Origin of the sequence: Amycolatopsis sp. NPDC051045 (genome assembly GCF_040682955.1) — a bacterium.
Classification (GTDB): domain Bacteria; phylum Actinomycetota; class Actinomycetes; order Mycobacteriales; family Pseudonocardiaceae; genus Amycolatopsis.
This window is the reverse complement of record NZ_JBFBCC010000013.1, coordinates 236,954-253,976: the sequence shown is the minus strand read 5'-3', so window position 1 is coordinate 253,976 and position 17,023 is coordinate 236,954. Positions and strand designations below refer to the sequence as shown.

Sequence of the window (17,023 nt, the reverse complement as noted above, 5' to 3'; positions counted from 1 at the left end):
CTCATCGTATCGGCGACATTCACACGATATATCGCCGCTCGATCGACGGCAACCCACCCGCCGTCGGGCGAAGGACCAAGTTGGCCACCAGACCGGGCCACTCGGGCAAGCCGCTTCCGCCCGCACCGGCACTCGCCGCCGACCGGCCGCGGGCCCGAGGCCACCCGACTCACGCCGTCCCGGACCTCACCGCCAACGCCAGCAGCTCCGCCGCCGGGCCGGTCAAGCGCCGTCCTGCCGGCCACACCGCCCGCAGCACGCGGCCCAGTTCCACCCCCGCCACCGCCACCGGCACCAACCGCCGGCCCGCCACCTCGCGCACCACGTCGAGGTCGCTGATCACCGCCGGCCCGGCCCCCGCGATCACCGCGTTGCGCACCGCCGACGCCGACCCCAGCTCCAGCAACGGCCTCACCGGGCCCGCCCCGGCCCGGCGCAACGCCGCCTCGACCGTCTCGCGGGTTCCCGAACCCGGCTCCCGCACCACCAGGGGCGTCGCGGCCAGCTCCGCCGCCGTCAGCGGGCGGCGCCGCCGGGCCCAGGCGTGCCCGGCCGGGACCACGACGACGAGCCGGTCCACCGCGACGCGGCGCGTGGCCAGTCCCGGCCACGGCCCCGGGGACTCGACGAAGCCCAGGTCCACCCGGCCCCGCGCGACCAGATCGGCGACCTGCTCGGAGTTCACCACCTCGAGCCCGACGTAGGTGTCCGGCCCGCTCCGCTTGACTTCGCCGATCCAGACCGGCACGAAGTGCTCGGCGAGCGTCATGCTCGCCGCCACCCGCAGCTGTGCGCCGCGCTGGGTGCGCAGGGCCTCCGCGCCGGTGCGCAGGCCGTCCACTTCGGTCAGCACCCGGTGGGCCCAGCCCGCGATCACCCGGCCGTCCGGGGTCAGCACCGAGCCACGCCGGGTCCGGTCCACCAGGGACAGTCCCAGCTGACGCTCCAAAGTGGACAGCCGGTTGCTCGCCGACGGCTGGGCGATGCCGAGCGCTCCGGCCGCCTGGCCGATGCTGCCGAGGTCGTCGACGAGCACCAGCAGCCGCAGCGAGTCCAGGTCGGGTCCGGTCATAGCTTCAGTCTATGACCTCACCACCGACCACCGGCTACCGCGCACGCCGGGAACCGGCGACGCTGGACGCATGGCACTGATGTCGGCGAAATCATCCGGTCTCGCGATCACCGGGCTCGGCGTCGCCGCGGCGTACGCACTCAGCTCGGCGTGGCCGGTGGCCGGCGCGCTCACCGTCGCGGTGGTACTGGGCGTCGCTGCCGGGAGCACCCCCGTCCTGACCGCGGAACACCGCCGGGCCGTCGCCGGTGTCACGAAACGCCTGCTGCGCGCGGGCGTCGTCCTGCTCGGGCTCCAGCTCGCCGTCCCCACGGTGCTCGCGCTCGGCCCCGGCACGCTCGCCGCCGTGGTGCTGACCGTCGCGGTCACCTTCCTCGGCACGCTCGGCCTGGCCCGGCTGGTCCGGGTCCCGCGCGGGCTCGCCCTGCTGGTCGCCACCGGCTTTTCGATCTGCGGCGCCTCGGCGATCGCCGCCGTGGAAGGCGTGATCGAGCGCGACGACGAAGACGTCGCCACCGCCGTCGCGCTCGTCACCTGCTACGGCAGCTTCACGTTGGCCGTCCTTCCCCTGCTCGCTCGCGCCCTCGACCTCGACGCCCGCCGGACCGGCAGCTGGGCGGGGATCTCGGTGCACGAGGTCGCCCAGGTCGTCGCGGCGGCCGGGCCGGCGGGCGCCGCCGCGACCGGGATCGCGGTCGTGGTGAAACTCAGCCGCGTCGTTCTGCTCGCTCCCGTGGTCGCGCTCGTCGGCGCCACCGAACGCGGCCGCCACGCCGGGCACGCTCCGCTCGTGCCGGTGTTCGTCCTCGGCTTCCTCGCGATGGTCGCCGTCCGGAGCACCGGGCTCGTCCCCGCGGTCGTGCTCGACGTCGCGAAAACCGCGTCGACGCTCCTGCTCGCGGGCGCGCTGTTCGGGCTGGGCTGCGCCGTCCGGCTCGGCGCGTTGCTGCGCGGGGGCGGACGGGCGCTGCTGCTGGGCTTGCTGTCCACGCTTTTGGTGGTGGCGACCGGGTTCGGCACCCTGGCCGCGTTCACCTGAATTTTTCCTTCCGGACACGTATAGTTCGTTATACGCGGGGTTGTACAGCTCTTGTACGGGCCGGGTCGACGCTTCTGCCCAAGACATAGGACGTAGAACGAACCCGTAGGGAGTCTCCACCGTGAAGTTCGCCCGTATCGCCCAAGGCCTGCTGGCCGGCCTGCTGGGGTGCGCGGCCGTCGCCGTTCCGGCCGCCATCGGCGCCGCGACGGCGCAGGCCGACGTGGCCAGCTCGGTGGTGTTCGCCAGGAACACTGACGACCATGACTGTTATCGCATCCCCACCATCGTCAAGGCGAACAACGGCGACCTGCTCGCCTTCGCCGAAGGCCGCAACGGCGGCGCCAGCTGGTGCAACGACCTCGGCAAGATCGACCTCGTGATGAAGCGCTCCATCGACGGCGGCAAGACGTGGGGAGAGCTGAAAACCGTCATCACCGCGTTCGGTGATGTGAAGGGCAACCCCGCGCCGATCGTCATCCCGAACAGCAACCGGATCGTGCTGCTGTCGACCATGCAGTGCTTCACCAGTCCCGACTGCAACCGGGTCCCGCGCGTGTCCATCAGCGACGACAACGGGAAGACGTGGGGCACGCCGAAGACGCTGACCTCGGAACTCGGCTTCTCGACCGCGCCCGACTGGCTGGCCACCGGGCCGTCCCACGGGATCGTGCTGACGCGCGGCGCCCACGCGGGCCGGCTCGTCGCCGGGATGAGCTACTCGAACATCGGCGCTCTGATCTACAGCGACGACAAGGGCAGCACCTGGCACCTCGGCGCCAAGGACAAGCCGACGTCGAGTGCGATGAACCCGCAGGAGATCAGCGTCACCGAACTCAACGACGGCCGGGTCTACGCCGCGGCCCGCAACCAGGCGAACGACGGTAACCGGTGCCTGGCCGACGGAACGCGCAACCGGGCGTTCGCGATCAGCTCGGACGGCGCCGAGACCTTCAGCCAGAACTTCACCTTCGCCACCGACCTCGTCACCTCGGTCGTCGAGGGGTCGACGGGCCGCATGAGCGCCACCGACACCGGCGGCAAGTACAACCGCCTCCTGTTCGCCGCGCCGTCCCTCTGCGGCGAACGCAAGGAATTCCGGATCCACTCGTCGTTCGACGAGGGCGCCAACTGGACCGGCACCGCCGGCAGCTTGCTCGTGTGGGGCCAGGACGCGGCGTACTCGGACATGGTTCCGCTGTCCGAGTCGTCGGCCGGAGTGATCTTCGAAGCAGGAACGGGGGGCGAATACCGCAACTCGATCCGCTACGCCACGGTCACCGAAGCCGCGCTCGGCGCGCCGGCCTGCGGCGGCGGCTACACCGTGATCGAATCGCAGCCGCTCGGCACGGCGGGCACGGCTTACCTGTCCTACAACGCTGCCAACGGCAAGAACTGCGTCAGCACGATGAAGAGGGCGTCCGCCGGGACGGCCACCGCGACCTCGGCCTACCTGGAGGTCAAGGGCTCGGCACGGGTCACGGACTCCGGCTCGTTCTCCTACTTCGCCGGCCCGGTCTCGGCGGTCGCCGCGGACAAGTGCGTGAAGTGGGGCGGCTCGACCGGGGGCGAGTCCTTCAACAGCGAGTTCGAGCACTGCAGCTGACCCACGACAGGGGGGACCCGCCCCCCGGCGGGGTCCCACCCCTCCCCCGTGCCGCCCGGCCCCTCGCCCGGGCGGCACGGGCGGTTCAGAAGCCGGTGCAGCTCGCGGACGCCCCGGGCCCGGCCGCGGTCGCGGTCTTGGCCTCCTTGCCGTCGACGACGACCTTGCAGCCGACCGAGCCGCCGTCCGGCCCGGCGGTCGCGGTGAACTGCGCCCCGGCGAGGAACCCCGTGGCTTCGACGGTCTTGGTCCACGGCACCGCGGCCGCCACCTCGGTGTTGATCAGGATCGTGTTCCGGTCGAAGGTGCTGTATTCGATGTCGACGGCCTTCGCGTCGCCGCTCACTTCGTAGGTGATGGTGTGGTGCTGGGTGGCCTGCTCGTTGACGTCGCCGATCGCCTTGCCGATCACGACCACCCACAGGATGCTCACGAGCAGGCCGAGCACCGACACGACGACGCCGGCGATCGAGAGCCCCTTGTTGGTCGCCTTCCCGGCGCGCACTCTGGCGATGCCGACCGCCGACAGGATCAGGCCGAGCACCGCCAGCGGCCAGGCGATGACGCCGACGATCGGGATCGGCGAGAACACCAGCCCGAGCAGGCCGAGGACGAACCCCGCCGTGCCGAGGCCGTTGCGCGGCGGCGCGGCCTGGGGAACCGCTTGCGGCTGGAGCTGGGTGTGGTCGGTCATCGGGGTTTCCTTTCACCTCTGCTGGACGGCGAGCAGAAAACCAGCCACGCGGCCCCGCCCGCGTCGCCGGAAGGCCTCGACCCCGTACGACGAAAGTCGTCACCGGCGCCCGCGTGAACCAGCGGAACGGCTGATGGGGACGCGGTGGCCACCTCGTACGCTGACCCCCATGGGACGGTCCGTGCTGGGTGTGGTCTGCACCGTGCTGGCGGTCACCGCGAGCCTGGTGACGGGCATCGTGAACGTGTCGCTGGAGATCAGCCTGCCCGGTACCGACGAACTGCACGTGACGGCCGCCGCGGTACTCGGCTGGCTGCTCGGGATCGGCGCGTCGATCCTGCTGGTCTGGCGGTGGCGCTGGCCCCTGGTGGTGACGGGCGTCGCGGTGGTGCCACCGTTGCTGCTGGTGGCCGACTCGCTGGCCGCGTTGATCGCCCTTGCCGCGCTCGTGAGCCGCTTCACCGGCTGGTGGCGCTGGAGCGCGGCGGCGCTCGTGTTCGCCGCGACCGGGCTCGCGGTGTGGCGCGACGCGGGCCGGTACCAGGACATGTCGCTGGCCGAGGCCTGGATCTCGACCGAGACGATCGGTGCCAAGCTGATCGGCGTCGTCGTCACCGCAGCGGTCTACACGGCGGTCCCGCTCACCCTGGGGATCGTCCGGTACAGCCTCACCGAGAAGCGGCGCCTGGCCGCCGAAGAGGCGGCCCTGCGCGACCAGGTGGCCCGCCGGGAGGAGCAGGCGCGGATCGCCCGCGAAATGCACGACGTCCTCGGGCACCGGCTGTCCCTGCTTTCGCTGCAGGCCGGCGCCCTGGAGGTCACCGCCACCACGACGCCGGACGCCGCGGAGGCGGCCAAGACCGTGCGGACCACCGCCCCGCAGTCGCTCGACGACCTGCGTCAGGTGATCGGCATCCTGCGCGGCGCCGGCTTCGCCGACCGGGCGTCCGGCGGGCCCGCGGAGCCGCCCCAGCCGGCGCTGACCGACATCCCCGACCTGATCACCGGCGCGCGGCAGGCCGGCCTGGCCGTCAACGTGACCATCCTGCTCGACCAGGCGTCGGCGGCGCCGGCCCCCCTCGCCACGGCGGCCTACCGGATCCTCCAGGAGGCCCTGACCAACGTCCTGCGGCACGCACCGGGAGCGCCCGCGGAGGTGACGGTGCGCGGGGGCCCGGGAGCCGGGTTGTCCCTCGAGGTCCTCAACCCGCTGCCGCCGCACCCGGTGCCGTCGCCGGGATCGGGCACCGGGCTCACCGGCGTCAACGAGCGGATTTCCCTGCTCGGCGGCGGGCTGTCGGCCGGCCCGGCCGACGAGCGGACGTTCGCGCTGCGGGCCTGGCTGCCGTGGGTGGCACCGGCGCCCTAGCATGGGCGGGTGAGCGTGCGCGTACTGCTCGTCGACGACGACCCGCTGGTCCGCACCGGGCTGTCCATGATCCTGGCCAGCGCGCCCGATCTGCAGGTGGTCGCGCAGGCGGGCGACGGCGACGAAGCGGTCGAGCAGGTCGCCCGGCACGCACCGGACGTGGTGATCATGGACATCCGGATGCGCCGCATGAACGGCCTCGTCGCCACGGCGGCGGTGCTGGCCCGGCCCCGGCCGCCGAAGGTCCTGATCCTGACGACGTTCGACCTCGACGAGTACGTGTTCGAGGCGCTGGCGGCGGGTGCGAGCGGTTTCCTGCTCAAAGAGGGCTCGCCGCAGGAGATCATCGAAGGCGTCCGGGCGGTGGCGAACGGCGACGCGATGCTGTCGCCCCGCACGACGAAGCAGCTGATCGGCCAGTTCGTGGCGGCGCGCGTCCACCCGCGGCGCACTCACGCCCAGGCGAAGCTGGCGATGCTGAGCGACCGCGAACGCCAGATCGTCACGGCGGTCGCGCAGGGCAAGCCGAACGCGGAGATCGCGGCCGAGCTGTTCCTCAGCGAGGCGACGGTGAAGACGCACATCACGCGGACGTTCGCGAAGCTGGACGTGAGCAACCGGGTCCAGCTGACGATCTTCGCCTACGAAGCCGCACTCGTCACGCCGTGAGTCCCCGCTGGGTCCGCCGAGGTGCGGCCGTCCTCGTCCCGGTGGCGGTCGTGGCGGCGCTCCGGCTGGGCTGGCTGAGCTGGCTGGTGGCCGACGGCGGCGCGGTTCGGCGGACGCTCGAAGCACTCAGCTGGCTGGCTGCTGTCGTGGCGGTCGGTTTCTCGGTGGTCGAACTGCGGCGCCGAAAACCTGTCGTCTCGCAGAGTGTCTGTGCAGGACGGGCTCTTCACCTCGATGGCGATCGGTTGCCGAAGGTTGCCGACGTGTCTTTGCTGGCGTTGCGGGTCAAGCGGGCGGTGGACACGTTCGACCCCGAAGGCCGGGACCTCCCCCGGTACGTGCCGCGCGACCGGGACGAGGACCTGGAGTGGGCGATCGCGAGCGGCGGTCTGGTGCTGCTGCACGGCCGCGCCGCCGCGGGCAAGAGCCGGGCGGCGGCCGAGGCTGTGCGGCGGTTGCGTCCCGGTCATGACTGGCTCCCTCGGCGTGTCTGATCGCCACGATCCGCGACCACGAACTCGCCGCCTTCCGCACCACCGAGGGAGCGATCAACAAGGCGGCAGCGGATTTGATCGCGAGCATCCCGCCGAGCCACCTGATCGCGATCAACCAGCACTTGACCGAGGCCGAGCAGGAGCGCGCGAGAGCCGCAAAGTCGGGTGACCCACGCATCGGCCGGGCGCTGACGGCCTCCGAAGGGTTCGCGGAGTACCTGGCGGCGGGGACGCCGATGCTGCAGCGGTGGTCCATCGGCGACAGCCCGCTGTTCTATGTCGGCCAGGCAGTGATCAGCGCAGCAGTCGACTGCCGGCGGGCGGGCTATGCCGAGGCCGTTCCGAGCGCGACGCTCGCCGAGTTGTGCCGCAGCTACCTAGCCGCGCCGTGGTGCGACCGCCCCGATCTCCCGCCGGTTTCCGAAGGCCTGGCTTGGGCGGCCCGGCCGGTGCTGGGCGCCAGTTCCTGCTTGCAGCCCCGAAGCGACGGCGCCTACCTGGCCTCCGACTACCTGGTCGACCAGGCGCAGGAAGGCACCAGCCCGCTGGGCGGCTCGCCGATCCCCGACAGCACTTGGGACACTTTGTTTTCGCTGAGTTCCGACCAAGGGGTCACAGCGATCGGCATGGGCGCCTACCGAGCCGGGCGGTTCGAGGTGGCCGAGAAGTGTTTCCGGCGCGCCTCCGAGGCGGGCGATTCCGTGGCGCTGGGGATAGTGGCCATCGTGATCGGCAAGATGGGGCGGTTCTCCCAGCTCAAAGAGATGTTCCACGACGCCGCCCAGATCCGGCATGGGGAAGTCATGGTTGCCGCTGCGGCAACCCTCTCCGCCAACAGCAGGTTTGGAGACCTTTCCGATCTTGCCCGCGAGGCAATCAGAATGGCGGACGGAGTAGCAGGCCTCGCGCTGGCCGGCGCCCTCTCCGCCCGAGGTCAGTGGGAAACACTCGAAGCTCTCGCCGCCTTCGCCATCGATCACAACCAAACGGGGGCGATCCTTTCGATCATGGCAGTGATCGCACCAAGCGCCACCGCCGATCATCTCACCGGACTGCTTCACCACGCGATCGACAGCGACAGCCGGACTGCGATCGCCGCGACCCTGCTGTACCTGGAACCACGCGCCAGTTCCCTCCTGGAATATGCCGAACGAAGTGGCCAGAAGAAGAGTGCCACAGTGATCCTGGAATGGGCCGAGGCCAGGGGAGTATTCGCCGAGTAGCTCGAAAGTCCCGAATCGGGCCCCGGATCCTGATTCGACTGGTTACTTCGATCCCGCCGGTGCAGAAGCCACCGCGGACTCGCCGAACTTGATGCCCTTCGCCTCCTTCCCGATCGCCGTCAACACCGCCACCGCGATCAACCCCGGGACCACCGTCCACACCAAAGCCGACGTGTAGCCGTGGGATTCCGCGATCGCCTGCTGGATCGGGAGGTTCAGCGCCGCCAGGAGGTTGCCCAGCTGGTAGGTCACTCCCGGGTAGAACCCGCGGATCGCGTCCGGGGACATCTCCGTCAGGTGCGCCGGGATCACGCCCCACGCGCCCTGGACCATGATCTGCATCAGGAACGAACCCAGGGCCAGCATGCCCGCCCCGTGGTCGACCGCGAAGATCGGGACCACCGGCAGGCCCAGCACCGCCGCCGTCACGATCGTGCGGCGGCGGCCCAGCCGCTCCGACAACGTGCCGAACGTCAACCCGCCGATGATGGCTCCGATGTTGTACAGCACCGCTATCCACGTGCTCGCCGCCGCGCTCAGGCCGGCGCCGCCGTTTTCGTGGGCCTTCAGGAAGCTCGGGTAGACGTCCTGGGTGCCGTGGCTCATCCAGTTGAACGCCGTCATCAGCAGGATCAGGTAGCCGAAGCGGCGGATCACCTTCGGGTTCAGCAGCACGTCCTTGACCGACGTCCGCGTCACCTTCAGCTTCTCCCGCGCGGCCTCCCACACCTCCGACTCGCGGACGCGCGCCCGGATCAGCAGGCTGATCAGGGCCGGGAAGATGCTCAGCACGAAGATCCAGCGCCACTGCAGGCCGAGCGCCGAGTGGAACAGCAGGTACGCCAGCGCCGCCAGCAGGTAGCCGATCGAATAACCCACCTGCAGCAGGCCCGAGAAGAACCCGCGGCGCGCCACCGGGATCTTCTCCATCGCCAGCGCCGCGCCCAGGCCCCACTCGCCGCCCATGCCGATGCCGTAGACGAACCGCAGGACAAGCAGCACGGTGTAGTTCGGGGCGAACGCGCACAGCAGACCGGCCACCGAGTACAGCAGGACGTCGGCCATCAGCGGGATCCGGCGGCCGACCCGGTCGGCCCACAGGCCGAACAGGAGCGCGCCCACCGGGCGCATCACCAGCGTCGCCGTCGTGATGAACGCCAGCTGCGTCGCCGTCGCGCCGAACGAGCGGTCCTTCGCGATGTCCGCCAGGACGAAGACGACGAGGAAGTAGTCGAACGAGTCCATGCTCCAGCCGAGCAGCGCCGCGAGGAACGCGTTCCGCTGACCGGAAGTAAGCGCTTTCCTTGCCGGCCGATCCGTCACGTTCGCCCCGTTCCGTCGGTTTCCCACCGGAAGACTTCAGGCACGGTTTAGCATCCACCGCCCGAAGCGGGCAAGAACATTCAGAGCGCGACGCGGGTGCGGACCCGGCGGCCGACGTCCCGGGCCCACGCCTTGATCCGGTCCCAGTCGCGGAAGTCGCCGCCGCGCCGGCCGGACGCCAGCAGCTTCGGGATCAGGCCGCGCACGGTCGCCGGGTCCAGCTTGCCGCCGAAGGTGGCCGTGCGCTCCGCGTCGATGCGCGCGGCCAGCAGCGCCACGTTCGCCGGCAGGCTGACCTGGTGCGTGGCCGCGCCGGGGCCGCACGGCCCGCTGTGGAACAGCCACACCGGACGCTCGGCGAGCGCCCGGGCGTTGCGCTCCAGCAGCCGGACGGCCTCGGGCCGCCATCGGTGGTAGTACAGGGCGCTGCCGACGACGACCGCGGCGTAGTCCTCGACGCCGGCCACGTCGGCGGCGTCGCGCACCTCGACGGTCAGGCCCGTTTCACCGAGTTCGGCGGCGATGACCTCGGCGATCTGCCGGGTTCCGCCGTGACGCCCGGCGTAGGCGACGAGGACTGCGGTCATATGCCCCATTGTCGGCCCTCACGGGCCGGATTGCTCCACGGACCGGTCACGATCCGCCGAACGGGCGTTCCCACGCTGCTCACCCCGGCGGCAGGAACGCCGGTCGCTGCGCGGGATCGGGTTCGTCGTAGTAGCGGTGGAAGACCGCGGTCTGCCCGCCGGACAGGGGCGGCACGATCCAGCTCCAGTCCGCGGGACACCGGCGCCCGGCCCGCTCCTCGCGCTCCACGTGGGCCAGGAACCGGTGCGATTCGGTGTGGTGGTCGGCCATGGTGACGCCGGCCGCGTCGAACGAATGCTGCACCGCCAGCGTCAGCTCGACCAGCGCCCGGTCGCGCCACAGCGTGCGCTCGGACGCGGTGTCCAGGCCCATCAGCTCGGCGATGACCGGCAGCAGGTCGTAGCGCTGCTCGTCGGCCAGGTTCCGCGCGCCGACCTCGGTGCCGAGGTACCAGCCGTTGAACGGCGCGGCCGGGTAGGTGACGCCGCCGATCTCCAGCGGCATGTTGCTGATCGCCGGCACGGCGTGCCAGCGCAGGCCCAGCCCGGCGAACCAGCGGTGGTCGGGGTGGGTCAGCGGCACCTCGAGGACGGCGTCCGGCGGGAGCGTGAACAGCCGTGGCTCGCCGGGTTCGGCCTCGATCAGCAGGGGAAGGACGTCGAAGGACCCTCTGCGCTCCGGTGGGCGCCAGCCGAGTCTTCGCACCTGCTCGGTGAACTCGGTGTAGCGCGGGTCGCCGAGGACCGACCCGTCTTCGAAGCGGTACCCGGCGTAGCGGATGAGCTGCTCGTTGTGGATACGCGGCCCCGGCGCGCCCGGGGCGTCGGGCGCGAAGACGGTGACCGTCGGCCGGATCCGCCCGCCCCGGGTGACCTGACGGAGGTGGGCGACGCATTCGCCGGCGATCGCGGCGGGTCCGGTGACCCGGCGCCGGTCCCGGATCCGGAGGCTGCGCCAGTACAGCCTGCCGATGCAGCGCGCCGAGTTGCGCCACGCGACGCGCGCGCCGTACGCCAGTTCGGCCGCGGTGTGCCGGTAGGTCCCGGTTTCCTGGATTTCCGCGCGAACCTCGGCGAGCCGGGTCTCGAACCGCTCGCCCTCCTCCGCGGCACCTTCGGCGAACATCCGGTCGAGGAATTCCTCCGCTTCCGCGGATTCGACGCTCTGCTCCCCCGACACGCGCTGGGGGTAAAGCGGCAGCGAGGGCGTCACCCGCTCGGGCGTAACGGTCACCGTGCCACCCCACTCTCCGAAATCGTGATCTGCATCCCGACGAAAAGGTTCACGGTTCCTCCGAAGGTCGCCGACGACACTGGCGGCCCGAAGTTCCCACTGCCCTGGGAAGTCCGGCCAGGCGGGGGAGGATACCCCACGTTCCGCGAAGCGTGCTCCGCCAGTCGTGAACGACGTCACGGCCGTCCCGGAATTCGGCCGCAACCAAGGGAAATACCGAAAGAACAACTGCTACCAAGCGTTATTCGGACATGGCACAGCGCATTCTCCGTCAATCGATCACTTCGGGTGGCGAAATTCGCGTGATCCTTTCCCGCGCGGCCGCCTGCGTCTTTTCGTGGGCATTCGCCGAACGGCCTTCACCGGCGGCGGTCACCCGTGTATGGGCGGCGCGGGCCCCGGCGTTAGGGTCGCGGTGATCGGCCGGAGGAAGGACGTTTCGTGAGCGCCAGGCGCATCCCCGTGGTCCTCGTCGCCGGGTTCCTCGGCGCGGGCAAGACGACACTGCTCAACCACCTGCTCGCCAACCGGGAGGGCGCCCGGGTCGGCGTCGTGGTCAACGACTTCGGCCAGGTGAACGTCGATGCGCTCGCCGTCGCCGGCCAGGTCGACACGATGGTTTCGCTCGGCAACGGCTGCCTGTGCTGTGCCGTCGACGCGAGCGGGCTGGACGCGATGCTCGCGAAGCTGTCGAGCGCCGAGGCGGGCATCGACGTCATCGTCGTCGAAGCCAGCGGCATCGCCGAGCCGCGCGACCTCATCCGGCTGATGATCGCCAGCGAGAACCCCGACATCCGCTACGGCGGCCTCGCCGAGGTGGTGGACGCCGCGGAGTTCGACGCCGCCCGCGAACGCCACCCCGAGCTGGCCGACCACCTGCGGCTGGCCGACCTCGTGGTGCTCAACAAAGCCGACCGGGTGCCCGCCGAGGCGCTCGCGAAGCTCACCGCGACCGTCGAAGAGCTGGCGCCGGGCCGGCCACTGCTGGTCACCGCGCACGGCCGGGTCGACCCGCGGCTGTTCTTCGACCCCGAACCCCGCGGCGAGCGGGCCGGCCAGCTGTCGTTCGACGACCTGCGCGAGGACGACCACCACTCGCGGCACCTGCACGCCGAGTACCAGAGCGTCACGTTCACCGCCGCAACCCCGCTCGCGCCGCGCGCCTTCGTCGAGTTCCTCGAACGGCGCCCGGCCGGGCTGTACCGGATGAAGGGCCGGGCCGACTTCGGGCCCACCGGCCCCAAGTCGCGCTTCCACCTGCACACCGTCGGCGGATTCGTGCAGCTGGAGCGGTCGGCGTGGCCACCGGGCGAGCCCCGGCGGACCGAGCTGGTGCTGATCGGCGCCGGGATCGACACCGGCGCCGTGCTCGCCGACCTGGGCCGCTGCCTGGCCGAAGACCCCGGCGCCGTCGACGAGCGCGGCCTGCTGCACGTCCTGCGCTACCTGCCCGACGAGACCTGAGGCGCCACGCCGAAGATCGGCAAATGCGCTCCCGCCCCGGCCACCGCGACGGACACTGACGGCCATGACGACCACCGCGGTGAGCGCACCACGCTGGTACCTGGTCGGCGTGCTGCCCGAAGACGTCCCCCTGGCCCACCTGATGACCCGCTCCGGCGACCTCCGCTACCGGCGTTCGGCCTGCGGCGAGCGGGAATCCCGCAGCTGGAAACCCCTGGATTTGGCCACGTCCGACGTGACGCCGTGTCCCGCGTGCGTCGCGACGCTGTCCGGGGTCGGCGAGGACCGGGGCCAGCTCGCCCTCGACCTGCAGGTCTAGGCGATCAAGGTCTGCGCGAGCCGCTTCGCCGTGTCGAACGGCTGGGGCCCCTGGGCGACCACCGACGTGACCGCCGCCCCCTCCAGCAGGAGCATCAGCTCGTCGGCCAGCGTGTCGGCGCGTCCGGGCTCGCCGCGCCGGAGCTGCGCCAGCAGGTAGCCGCGCAGCGCGGTCTTGTGGTGGCGGACCACCTCGCGGACCGGGTCGGCGGGGTCGGGGAACTCCGACGTCGCGTTCAGGAAGGCGCAGCCCCGGTAGCCGTCGCGGGACAGCCAGGCCTCGTAGGCGTCGAACACCGCCAGCACCCGCTCCCGCGGATCGGCGTGCGCGGCGGTGATCCGGTCGATCTCCTCCTGCCACCGCCGATCGCGCTCCCGCAGGTACGCGACGACGAGCCGGCTCTTGGAGCCGAAGTTGCCGTAGAGCGCCGCCTTCGTCACGCCCGCTTCGGCCGCCACCGTGTCGACACCCACGGCGTGGATGCCGTCGCGGTAGAACAACGTCGACGCGGCCTTGAGCAGCTTCGCGCCCGCATCGCCGGGACGGGTCCGGGCCACCGCACTCCTCCGGACAACTCGGTATGGCTTGCTTCCTGCGGTGATCCTACCACCACTTGACACCAGACAGACCTGTCTGTTTGGTGGAGGGCATGGTGACCGGAACGGAGGAAAAGACGGCAGCCCAGTGGCGGTCGACGGCCGCGATCGGCGCCGTCGTGATCGCCCTCTGCTACGGGTTCGCGCGCTACGCGTACGGGCCGTTCGTGCCGCGGTTCAGCGAGACGTTCGGGCTCACGACGGTCGGCGTCGGCGTGCTCGGCGGCCTGTCCACCGCGGGGTACGGCCTCGGGTTGCTGCTCGCCCCGAGGACTTCCGCGCGGTCGGCGCGCGGCACCGTGCTGCTGGCCGCGGCGTCGGCGACGGCCGGGCTCGGGCTCATGGCGCTGGCCCCGCACGTCGCGGTGTTCGGCGCCGGGATCGTCGTCGCGGGGGCCGGCGCGGGACTCGTCTCGCCGGGCGTCGCCCAGCTGATCGGCGAGACGGTCGGGGCGCGCACCCGCACCCGGGCGCAGACCTGGGCCAACACCGGGACCGGCCTCGGGCTGGCCGCCTCGGCGTTCACCCCCCTGCTGGCGTTCGGCTGGCCGGTGATCTGGTCGGCGTTCGCCGCCCTCGGCGTGGCGGTGACCCTGATCGCCTGGCGGACGGTGCCGCGCTCGCCCGGAACCGACGGCGTCGCGGCGGAGACCGCCCCCGTCCGCGGGATGGCTCCGCTGGTGGTCAACTCCGTCCTGGTCGGCGCGACGAGCGCGCCGTACTGGACGTTCTCCAGTTCCCGGCTCGCCGAAGCCGGCCTGAGCCCGGTGGCCGCGACCTGGTGCTGGTGCACGATCGGCGTGGCCGGGCTGCTCGGCGGCCTGGCCGGGCGGGCGGCCGAGCACGCGGGCCTGCGGACGGTCAACCTCGTGACGTGGACGCTGGCGGCGGCGGGCATCGGCCTCCTGGCCCTGCCGAGTCCGGGCGTGCCCGCGGCCCTGCTCTCCAGCGCGCTGTTCGGCAGCACCTACATGGCACTGACCGGGCTGTGCATCCTCTGGGCCGCGCGCCTGCTCCCCGCGCGGCCGGCCCGGGGCATCACGTGGTCGTTCGCCGGGCTCGGCGTCGGCCAGACCGCGGCCGCACCGGTGGCCGGCGCGGCGGCTGCGGGCATCGGGTCCGCGGCGGTGTTCGGGCTGACCGCGCTGGTGGCGCTCACGGCGTGGAGCCAGCTGCACCGCCGCCTCGGGCCGCCCTGATCACGTCTTCTTCGCGCGGCTCGGCGCGACCCGCGGCGGCTCGTTGGGCATCTTCGGGTAGACCGGCGGCCACGGCGCGTCCATCAGCCCGTTCGCCATGTCCCGTGCGGACATCTCCAGCAGCGGCTCCATCGACTGGGGCCGCTCCCCCGCGTCGGCCCACGGATCGCCGCGCTCGGCCACCCGCGCGGGCACCGTGCTGAGCGTCAGCGTGCCGGGCTCGACGGTGTCCAGCTCGTCCCAGCCGATCGGGGTGGACACCTGGCCGCCGACGCGCGGGCGCACGCACCAGGTGCCGAACACCGTCTTGTGCGGGGCGTTCTGGTTGAAGTCGACGAACACGCGGGAGCCGCGTTCTTCCTTCCACCACTGCACGGTGATCTTCTCCGGGTGACGGCGTTCGAGGGCACGCGCCAGCGCGACCGCGGCGGCCCGCACCTGGAAGCCGTCCCAGCGGGGTTCGAGCAGCACGTACAGGTGCAGCCCCCGCGAGCCCGACGTCTTCAAGTGGCCTTCGATGCCGTGCTCGGCCAGGAACTCCCTGGTCAGCACCGCGGCCTCGCGCAGCTCGTCGAAGCCGATCCCGGGCGACGGGTCGAGGTCGATGCGCAGTTCGTCGGTGACCTCGGGGGTCTCCGCGCGGTAGGGCCAGACGTGGAAGCCCAGGCAGCCGAGGTTCACCGCCCAGAGGATGTGGGCGAGGTCCTTGGCCACCAGCGCGTCGCTCGTCGTGCCGTTCGGCGTCGAGACGACGGTGGTGGTCAGCCACGGCGGCGTGCCCTTGGGCACGCGTTTCTGGTACCAGTTCTTGCCGCCGGCGCCGTCCGGGTAGCGCTCCAGCAGCAGCGGGCGCCCGCCGAGCCGGGCCAGCAGCGGCCCGGAGATCGCCCGGTAGTACTCGACGAGGTCGAGCTTCGTCTCGCCGCGCTCCGGGAAGTAGACCTTGTCCGGGCTGCTGATCTTGACCTCGACGCCGTCGACGTCGAGCATCATCGCCTCGCTCACCGAGCCTCCCCGAACAGCTTCGCGAGCTCGGCGGGCGGTGCTTCCTCGAGCTGGGCGTACGTGCAGGACTCCGGCGTGCGGTCGGGCCGGAAGCGGACCAGGCGCCCGCCGTGCCGCAACCGGCCGCCCTGCAGGTGCTCGTAGCGGACCTCCGCCACCCATTCCGGGCGCAGCGGCTCCCACGACAGGTCCTTCTGCGGCGCCCACCGGCTGTTCGCGCCCGGCTGCCGTCCCGGCTCGGGCTCGTATCCCGCCGACGTGCTCTCCCCCGCGGAGGCGGCATGAGACTCGGCCCAGGACCGCCACGGGTGGTTCTCGAGCGCGTTCTCCCGCAGCGGCGCCAGCTCCTCGACCAGCTCGGCCCGGCGTGCCTTGGTGAAACTGCTGGCCACCCCGACGTGGTGCAGGACGCCGTCGTCGTCGAACAGCCCGAGCAGCAGCGAGCCGACACCGGCGCCGTCCTTGTGCCAGCGGAACCCGGTGACGACGCAATCGGCCGTGCGCTCGTGCTTGACCTTCAGCATGACGCGCTTGTCCTGCTCGTAGGGCAGGTCGGCGGGCTTGGCCATGACGCCGTCGAAGCCCGCGCCCTCGAACCGGGTGAACCAGTCCTCCGCCTGCGCCGGGTCGTCGCTCAGCGGCGTCAAGTGGACGCGTTGCAGCCCTTCGGCCGCGGTGCTCAGAATGCTTTCGAGCTGCTTGCGCCGCTCGCGGAAGGGCTCCTCGGTGAAGTCGGTGTCGCCCAGGGCGAGCAGGTCGAAGGCGATGAAGCTGGCCGGCGTCTCTTCGGCGAGCTTGCGCACGCGCGACGCGGCCGGGTGCAGCCGCAGCTGCAGCACCTCGAAGTCGAGCCCCGCGGGCGTGACCAGCACGATCTCGCCGTCCACGACGCAGCGGGGCGGCAGGGCGGCGGCCAGCAGCTCCACCAGCTCCGGGAAGTAGCGGGTCAGCGGGCGGTCGTTGCGGGAGCCGAGCACGATCTCGTCGCCGTCGCGGAAGACGATGCAGCGGAACCCGTCCCACTTGGGCTCGTACAGCAGCCCGGGCGCACGCGGCACGGCGTGCACGGCTTTCGCGAGCATCGGCCGCACCGGCGGCATCACGGGCAAGTCCACCGCGCGAGCTTAAAA

Annotated in this window: 17 protein-coding genes; 9 read left to right on the top strand and 8 right to left on the bottom strand. The window is 71.7% G+C overall.

Annotation, left to right across the window (positions count from 1 at the left end; genetic code table 11):
- Window positions 1-169: 169 nt before the first annotated feature.
- Window positions 170-1,072 carry a LysR family transcriptional regulator gene (locus AB0M80_RS28555; RefSeq protein WP_364571111.1) on the bottom strand — a complete coding sequence of 301 codons (903 nt, stop codon included), beginning with the start codon at window positions 1,070-1,072 and terminating at the stop codon, window positions 170-172.
- 70 nt (window positions 1,073-1,142) lie between these two features.
- Between AB0M80_RS28555 and AB0M80_RS28550 the strand changes: the two genes are divergently transcribed.
- Together AB0M80_RS28550 and AB0M80_RS28545 are read left to right on the top strand one after the other, a co-directional pair.
- Window positions 1,143-2,111 (top strand): putative sulfate exporter family transporter, encoded by a 969-nt coding sequence (locus AB0M80_RS28550; protein ID WP_364571109.1) that lies wholly within the window; start codon window positions 1,143-1,145, stop codon window positions 2,109-2,111.
- A gap of 121 nt (window positions 2,112-2,232) precedes the next feature.
- Window positions 2,233-3,717, top strand: coding sequence for a sialidase family protein (locus tag AB0M80_RS28545; RefSeq protein WP_364571107.1), 1,485 nt, complete (start codon window positions 2,233-2,235; stop codon window positions 3,715-3,717).
- A gap of 85 nt (window positions 3,718-3,802) precedes the next feature.
- Here the strand turns inward: AB0M80_RS28545 and AB0M80_RS28540 are convergent, their stop codons facing one another.
- Entirely contained in the window at window positions 3,803-4,411 is a 609-nt protein-coding gene (locus AB0M80_RS28540; RefSeq protein WP_364571105.1) for an MmpS family transport accessory protein, read from the bottom strand.
- 169 nt (window positions 4,412-4,580) lie between these two features.
- Between AB0M80_RS28540 and AB0M80_RS28535 the strand changes: the two genes are divergently transcribed.
- The 4 genes from AB0M80_RS28535 (at window position 4,581) to AB0M80_RS28520 (ending at window position 8,166) form a co-directional block, all read left to right on the top strand.
- Window positions 4,581-5,780, top strand: coding sequence for a histidine kinase (locus AB0M80_RS28535; RefSeq protein WP_364571103.1), 1,200 nt, complete (start codon window positions 4,581-4,583; stop codon window positions 5,778-5,780).
- Window positions 5,781-5,789: 9 nt separating this feature from the next.
- On the top strand, window positions 5,790-6,449 hold the full coding sequence (locus AB0M80_RS28530) for a response regulator transcription factor (RefSeq protein ID WP_364571101.1): 660 nt from the start codon (window positions 5,790-5,792) through the stop codon (window positions 6,447-6,449).
- 41 nt (window positions 6,450-6,490) lie between these two features.
- Window positions 6,491-6,943 (top strand): hypothetical protein, encoded by a 453-nt coding sequence (locus tag AB0M80_RS28525; RefSeq protein WP_364571099.1) that lies wholly within the window; start codon window positions 6,491-6,493, stop codon window positions 6,941-6,943.
- 74 nt (window positions 6,944-7,017) lie between these two features.
- Window positions 7,018-8,166: a hypothetical protein gene (locus AB0M80_RS28520; RefSeq protein WP_364571097.1), complete on the top strand. Its 1,149-nt coding sequence runs from the start codon at window positions 7,018-7,020 to the stop codon at window positions 8,164-8,166.
- A 42-nt stretch (window positions 8,167-8,208) separates the two neighbouring features.
- On the opposite strand, the gene AB0M80_RS28515 is transcribed toward AB0M80_RS28520, so the two are convergent.
- The 3 genes from AB0M80_RS28515 to AB0M80_RS28505 all read right to left on the bottom strand — a co-directional run bounded on the left by AB0M80_RS28515 (window position 8,209) and on the right by AB0M80_RS28505 (window position 11,289).
- Window positions 8,209-9,489: an MFS transporter gene (locus AB0M80_RS28515; RefSeq protein ID WP_364571095.1), complete on the bottom strand. Its 1,281-nt coding sequence runs from the start codon at window positions 9,487-9,489 to the stop codon at window positions 8,209-8,211.
- 80 nt (window positions 9,490-9,569) lie between these two features.
- Window positions 9,570-10,076 (bottom strand): flavodoxin domain-containing protein, encoded by a 507-nt coding sequence (locus AB0M80_RS28510; protein ID WP_364571093.1) that lies wholly within the window; start codon window positions 10,074-10,076, stop codon window positions 9,570-9,572.
- A gap of 79 nt (window positions 10,077-10,155) precedes the next feature.
- Window positions 10,156-11,289, bottom strand: coding sequence for a nitric oxide synthase oxygenase (locus tag AB0M80_RS28505; RefSeq protein ID WP_364571194.1), 1,134 nt, complete (start codon window positions 11,287-11,289; stop codon window positions 10,156-10,158).
- Between the two features lie 462 nt (window positions 11,290-11,751).
- Here AB0M80_RS28505 and AB0M80_RS28500 point away from each other — a divergent pair, with 462 nt between their 5' ends.
- Window positions 11,752-12,774: a GTP-binding protein gene (locus AB0M80_RS28500; RefSeq protein ID WP_364571091.1), complete on the top strand. Its 1,023-nt coding sequence runs from the start codon at window positions 11,752-11,754 to the stop codon at window positions 12,772-12,774.
- Window positions 12,775-12,838: 64 nt separating this feature from the next.
- Window positions 12,839-13,093 carry a hypothetical protein gene (locus tag AB0M80_RS28495; RefSeq protein ID WP_364571089.1) on the top strand — a complete coding sequence of 85 codons (255 nt, stop codon included), beginning with the start codon at window positions 12,839-12,841 and terminating at the stop codon, window positions 13,091-13,093.
- On the opposite strand, the gene AB0M80_RS28490 is transcribed toward AB0M80_RS28495, so the two are convergent.
- Window positions 13,090-13,650 (bottom strand): TetR/AcrR family transcriptional regulator, encoded by a 561-nt coding sequence (locus tag AB0M80_RS28490; protein ID WP_364571087.1) that lies wholly within the window; start codon window positions 13,648-13,650, stop codon window positions 13,090-13,092. The genes AB0M80_RS28495 and AB0M80_RS28490 overlap by 4 nt on opposite strands.
- Before the next feature lie 92 nt (window positions 13,651-13,742).
- Between AB0M80_RS28490 and AB0M80_RS28485 the strand changes: the two genes are divergently transcribed.
- Window positions 13,743-14,888 (top strand): YbfB/YjiJ family MFS transporter, encoded by a 1,146-nt coding sequence (locus AB0M80_RS28485; protein WP_364571085.1) that lies wholly within the window; start codon window positions 13,743-13,745, stop codon window positions 14,886-14,888.
- Here AB0M80_RS28485 and ligD read toward each other — a convergent pair whose 3' ends face one another.
- Together ligD and AB0M80_RS28475 are read right to left on the bottom strand one after the other, a co-directional pair.
- Window positions 14,889-15,893, bottom strand: a complete 1,005-nt coding sequence (gene ligD, locus AB0M80_RS28480; RefSeq protein WP_364571083.1) for a non-homologous end-joining DNA ligase — start codon at window positions 15,891-15,893, stop codon at window positions 14,889-14,891.
- The gene (locus tag AB0M80_RS28475) at window positions 15,890-17,008 is read right to left on the bottom strand and encodes an ATP-dependent DNA ligase (RefSeq protein WP_364571081.1); all 1,119 of its coding nucleotides are present in this window, start codon (window positions 17,006-17,008) and stop codon (window positions 15,890-15,892) included. Before AB0M80_RS28475 ends, ligD begins: the two co-directional genes overlap by 4 nt.
- Between the last annotated feature and the right edge of the window lie 15 nt (window positions 17,009-17,023).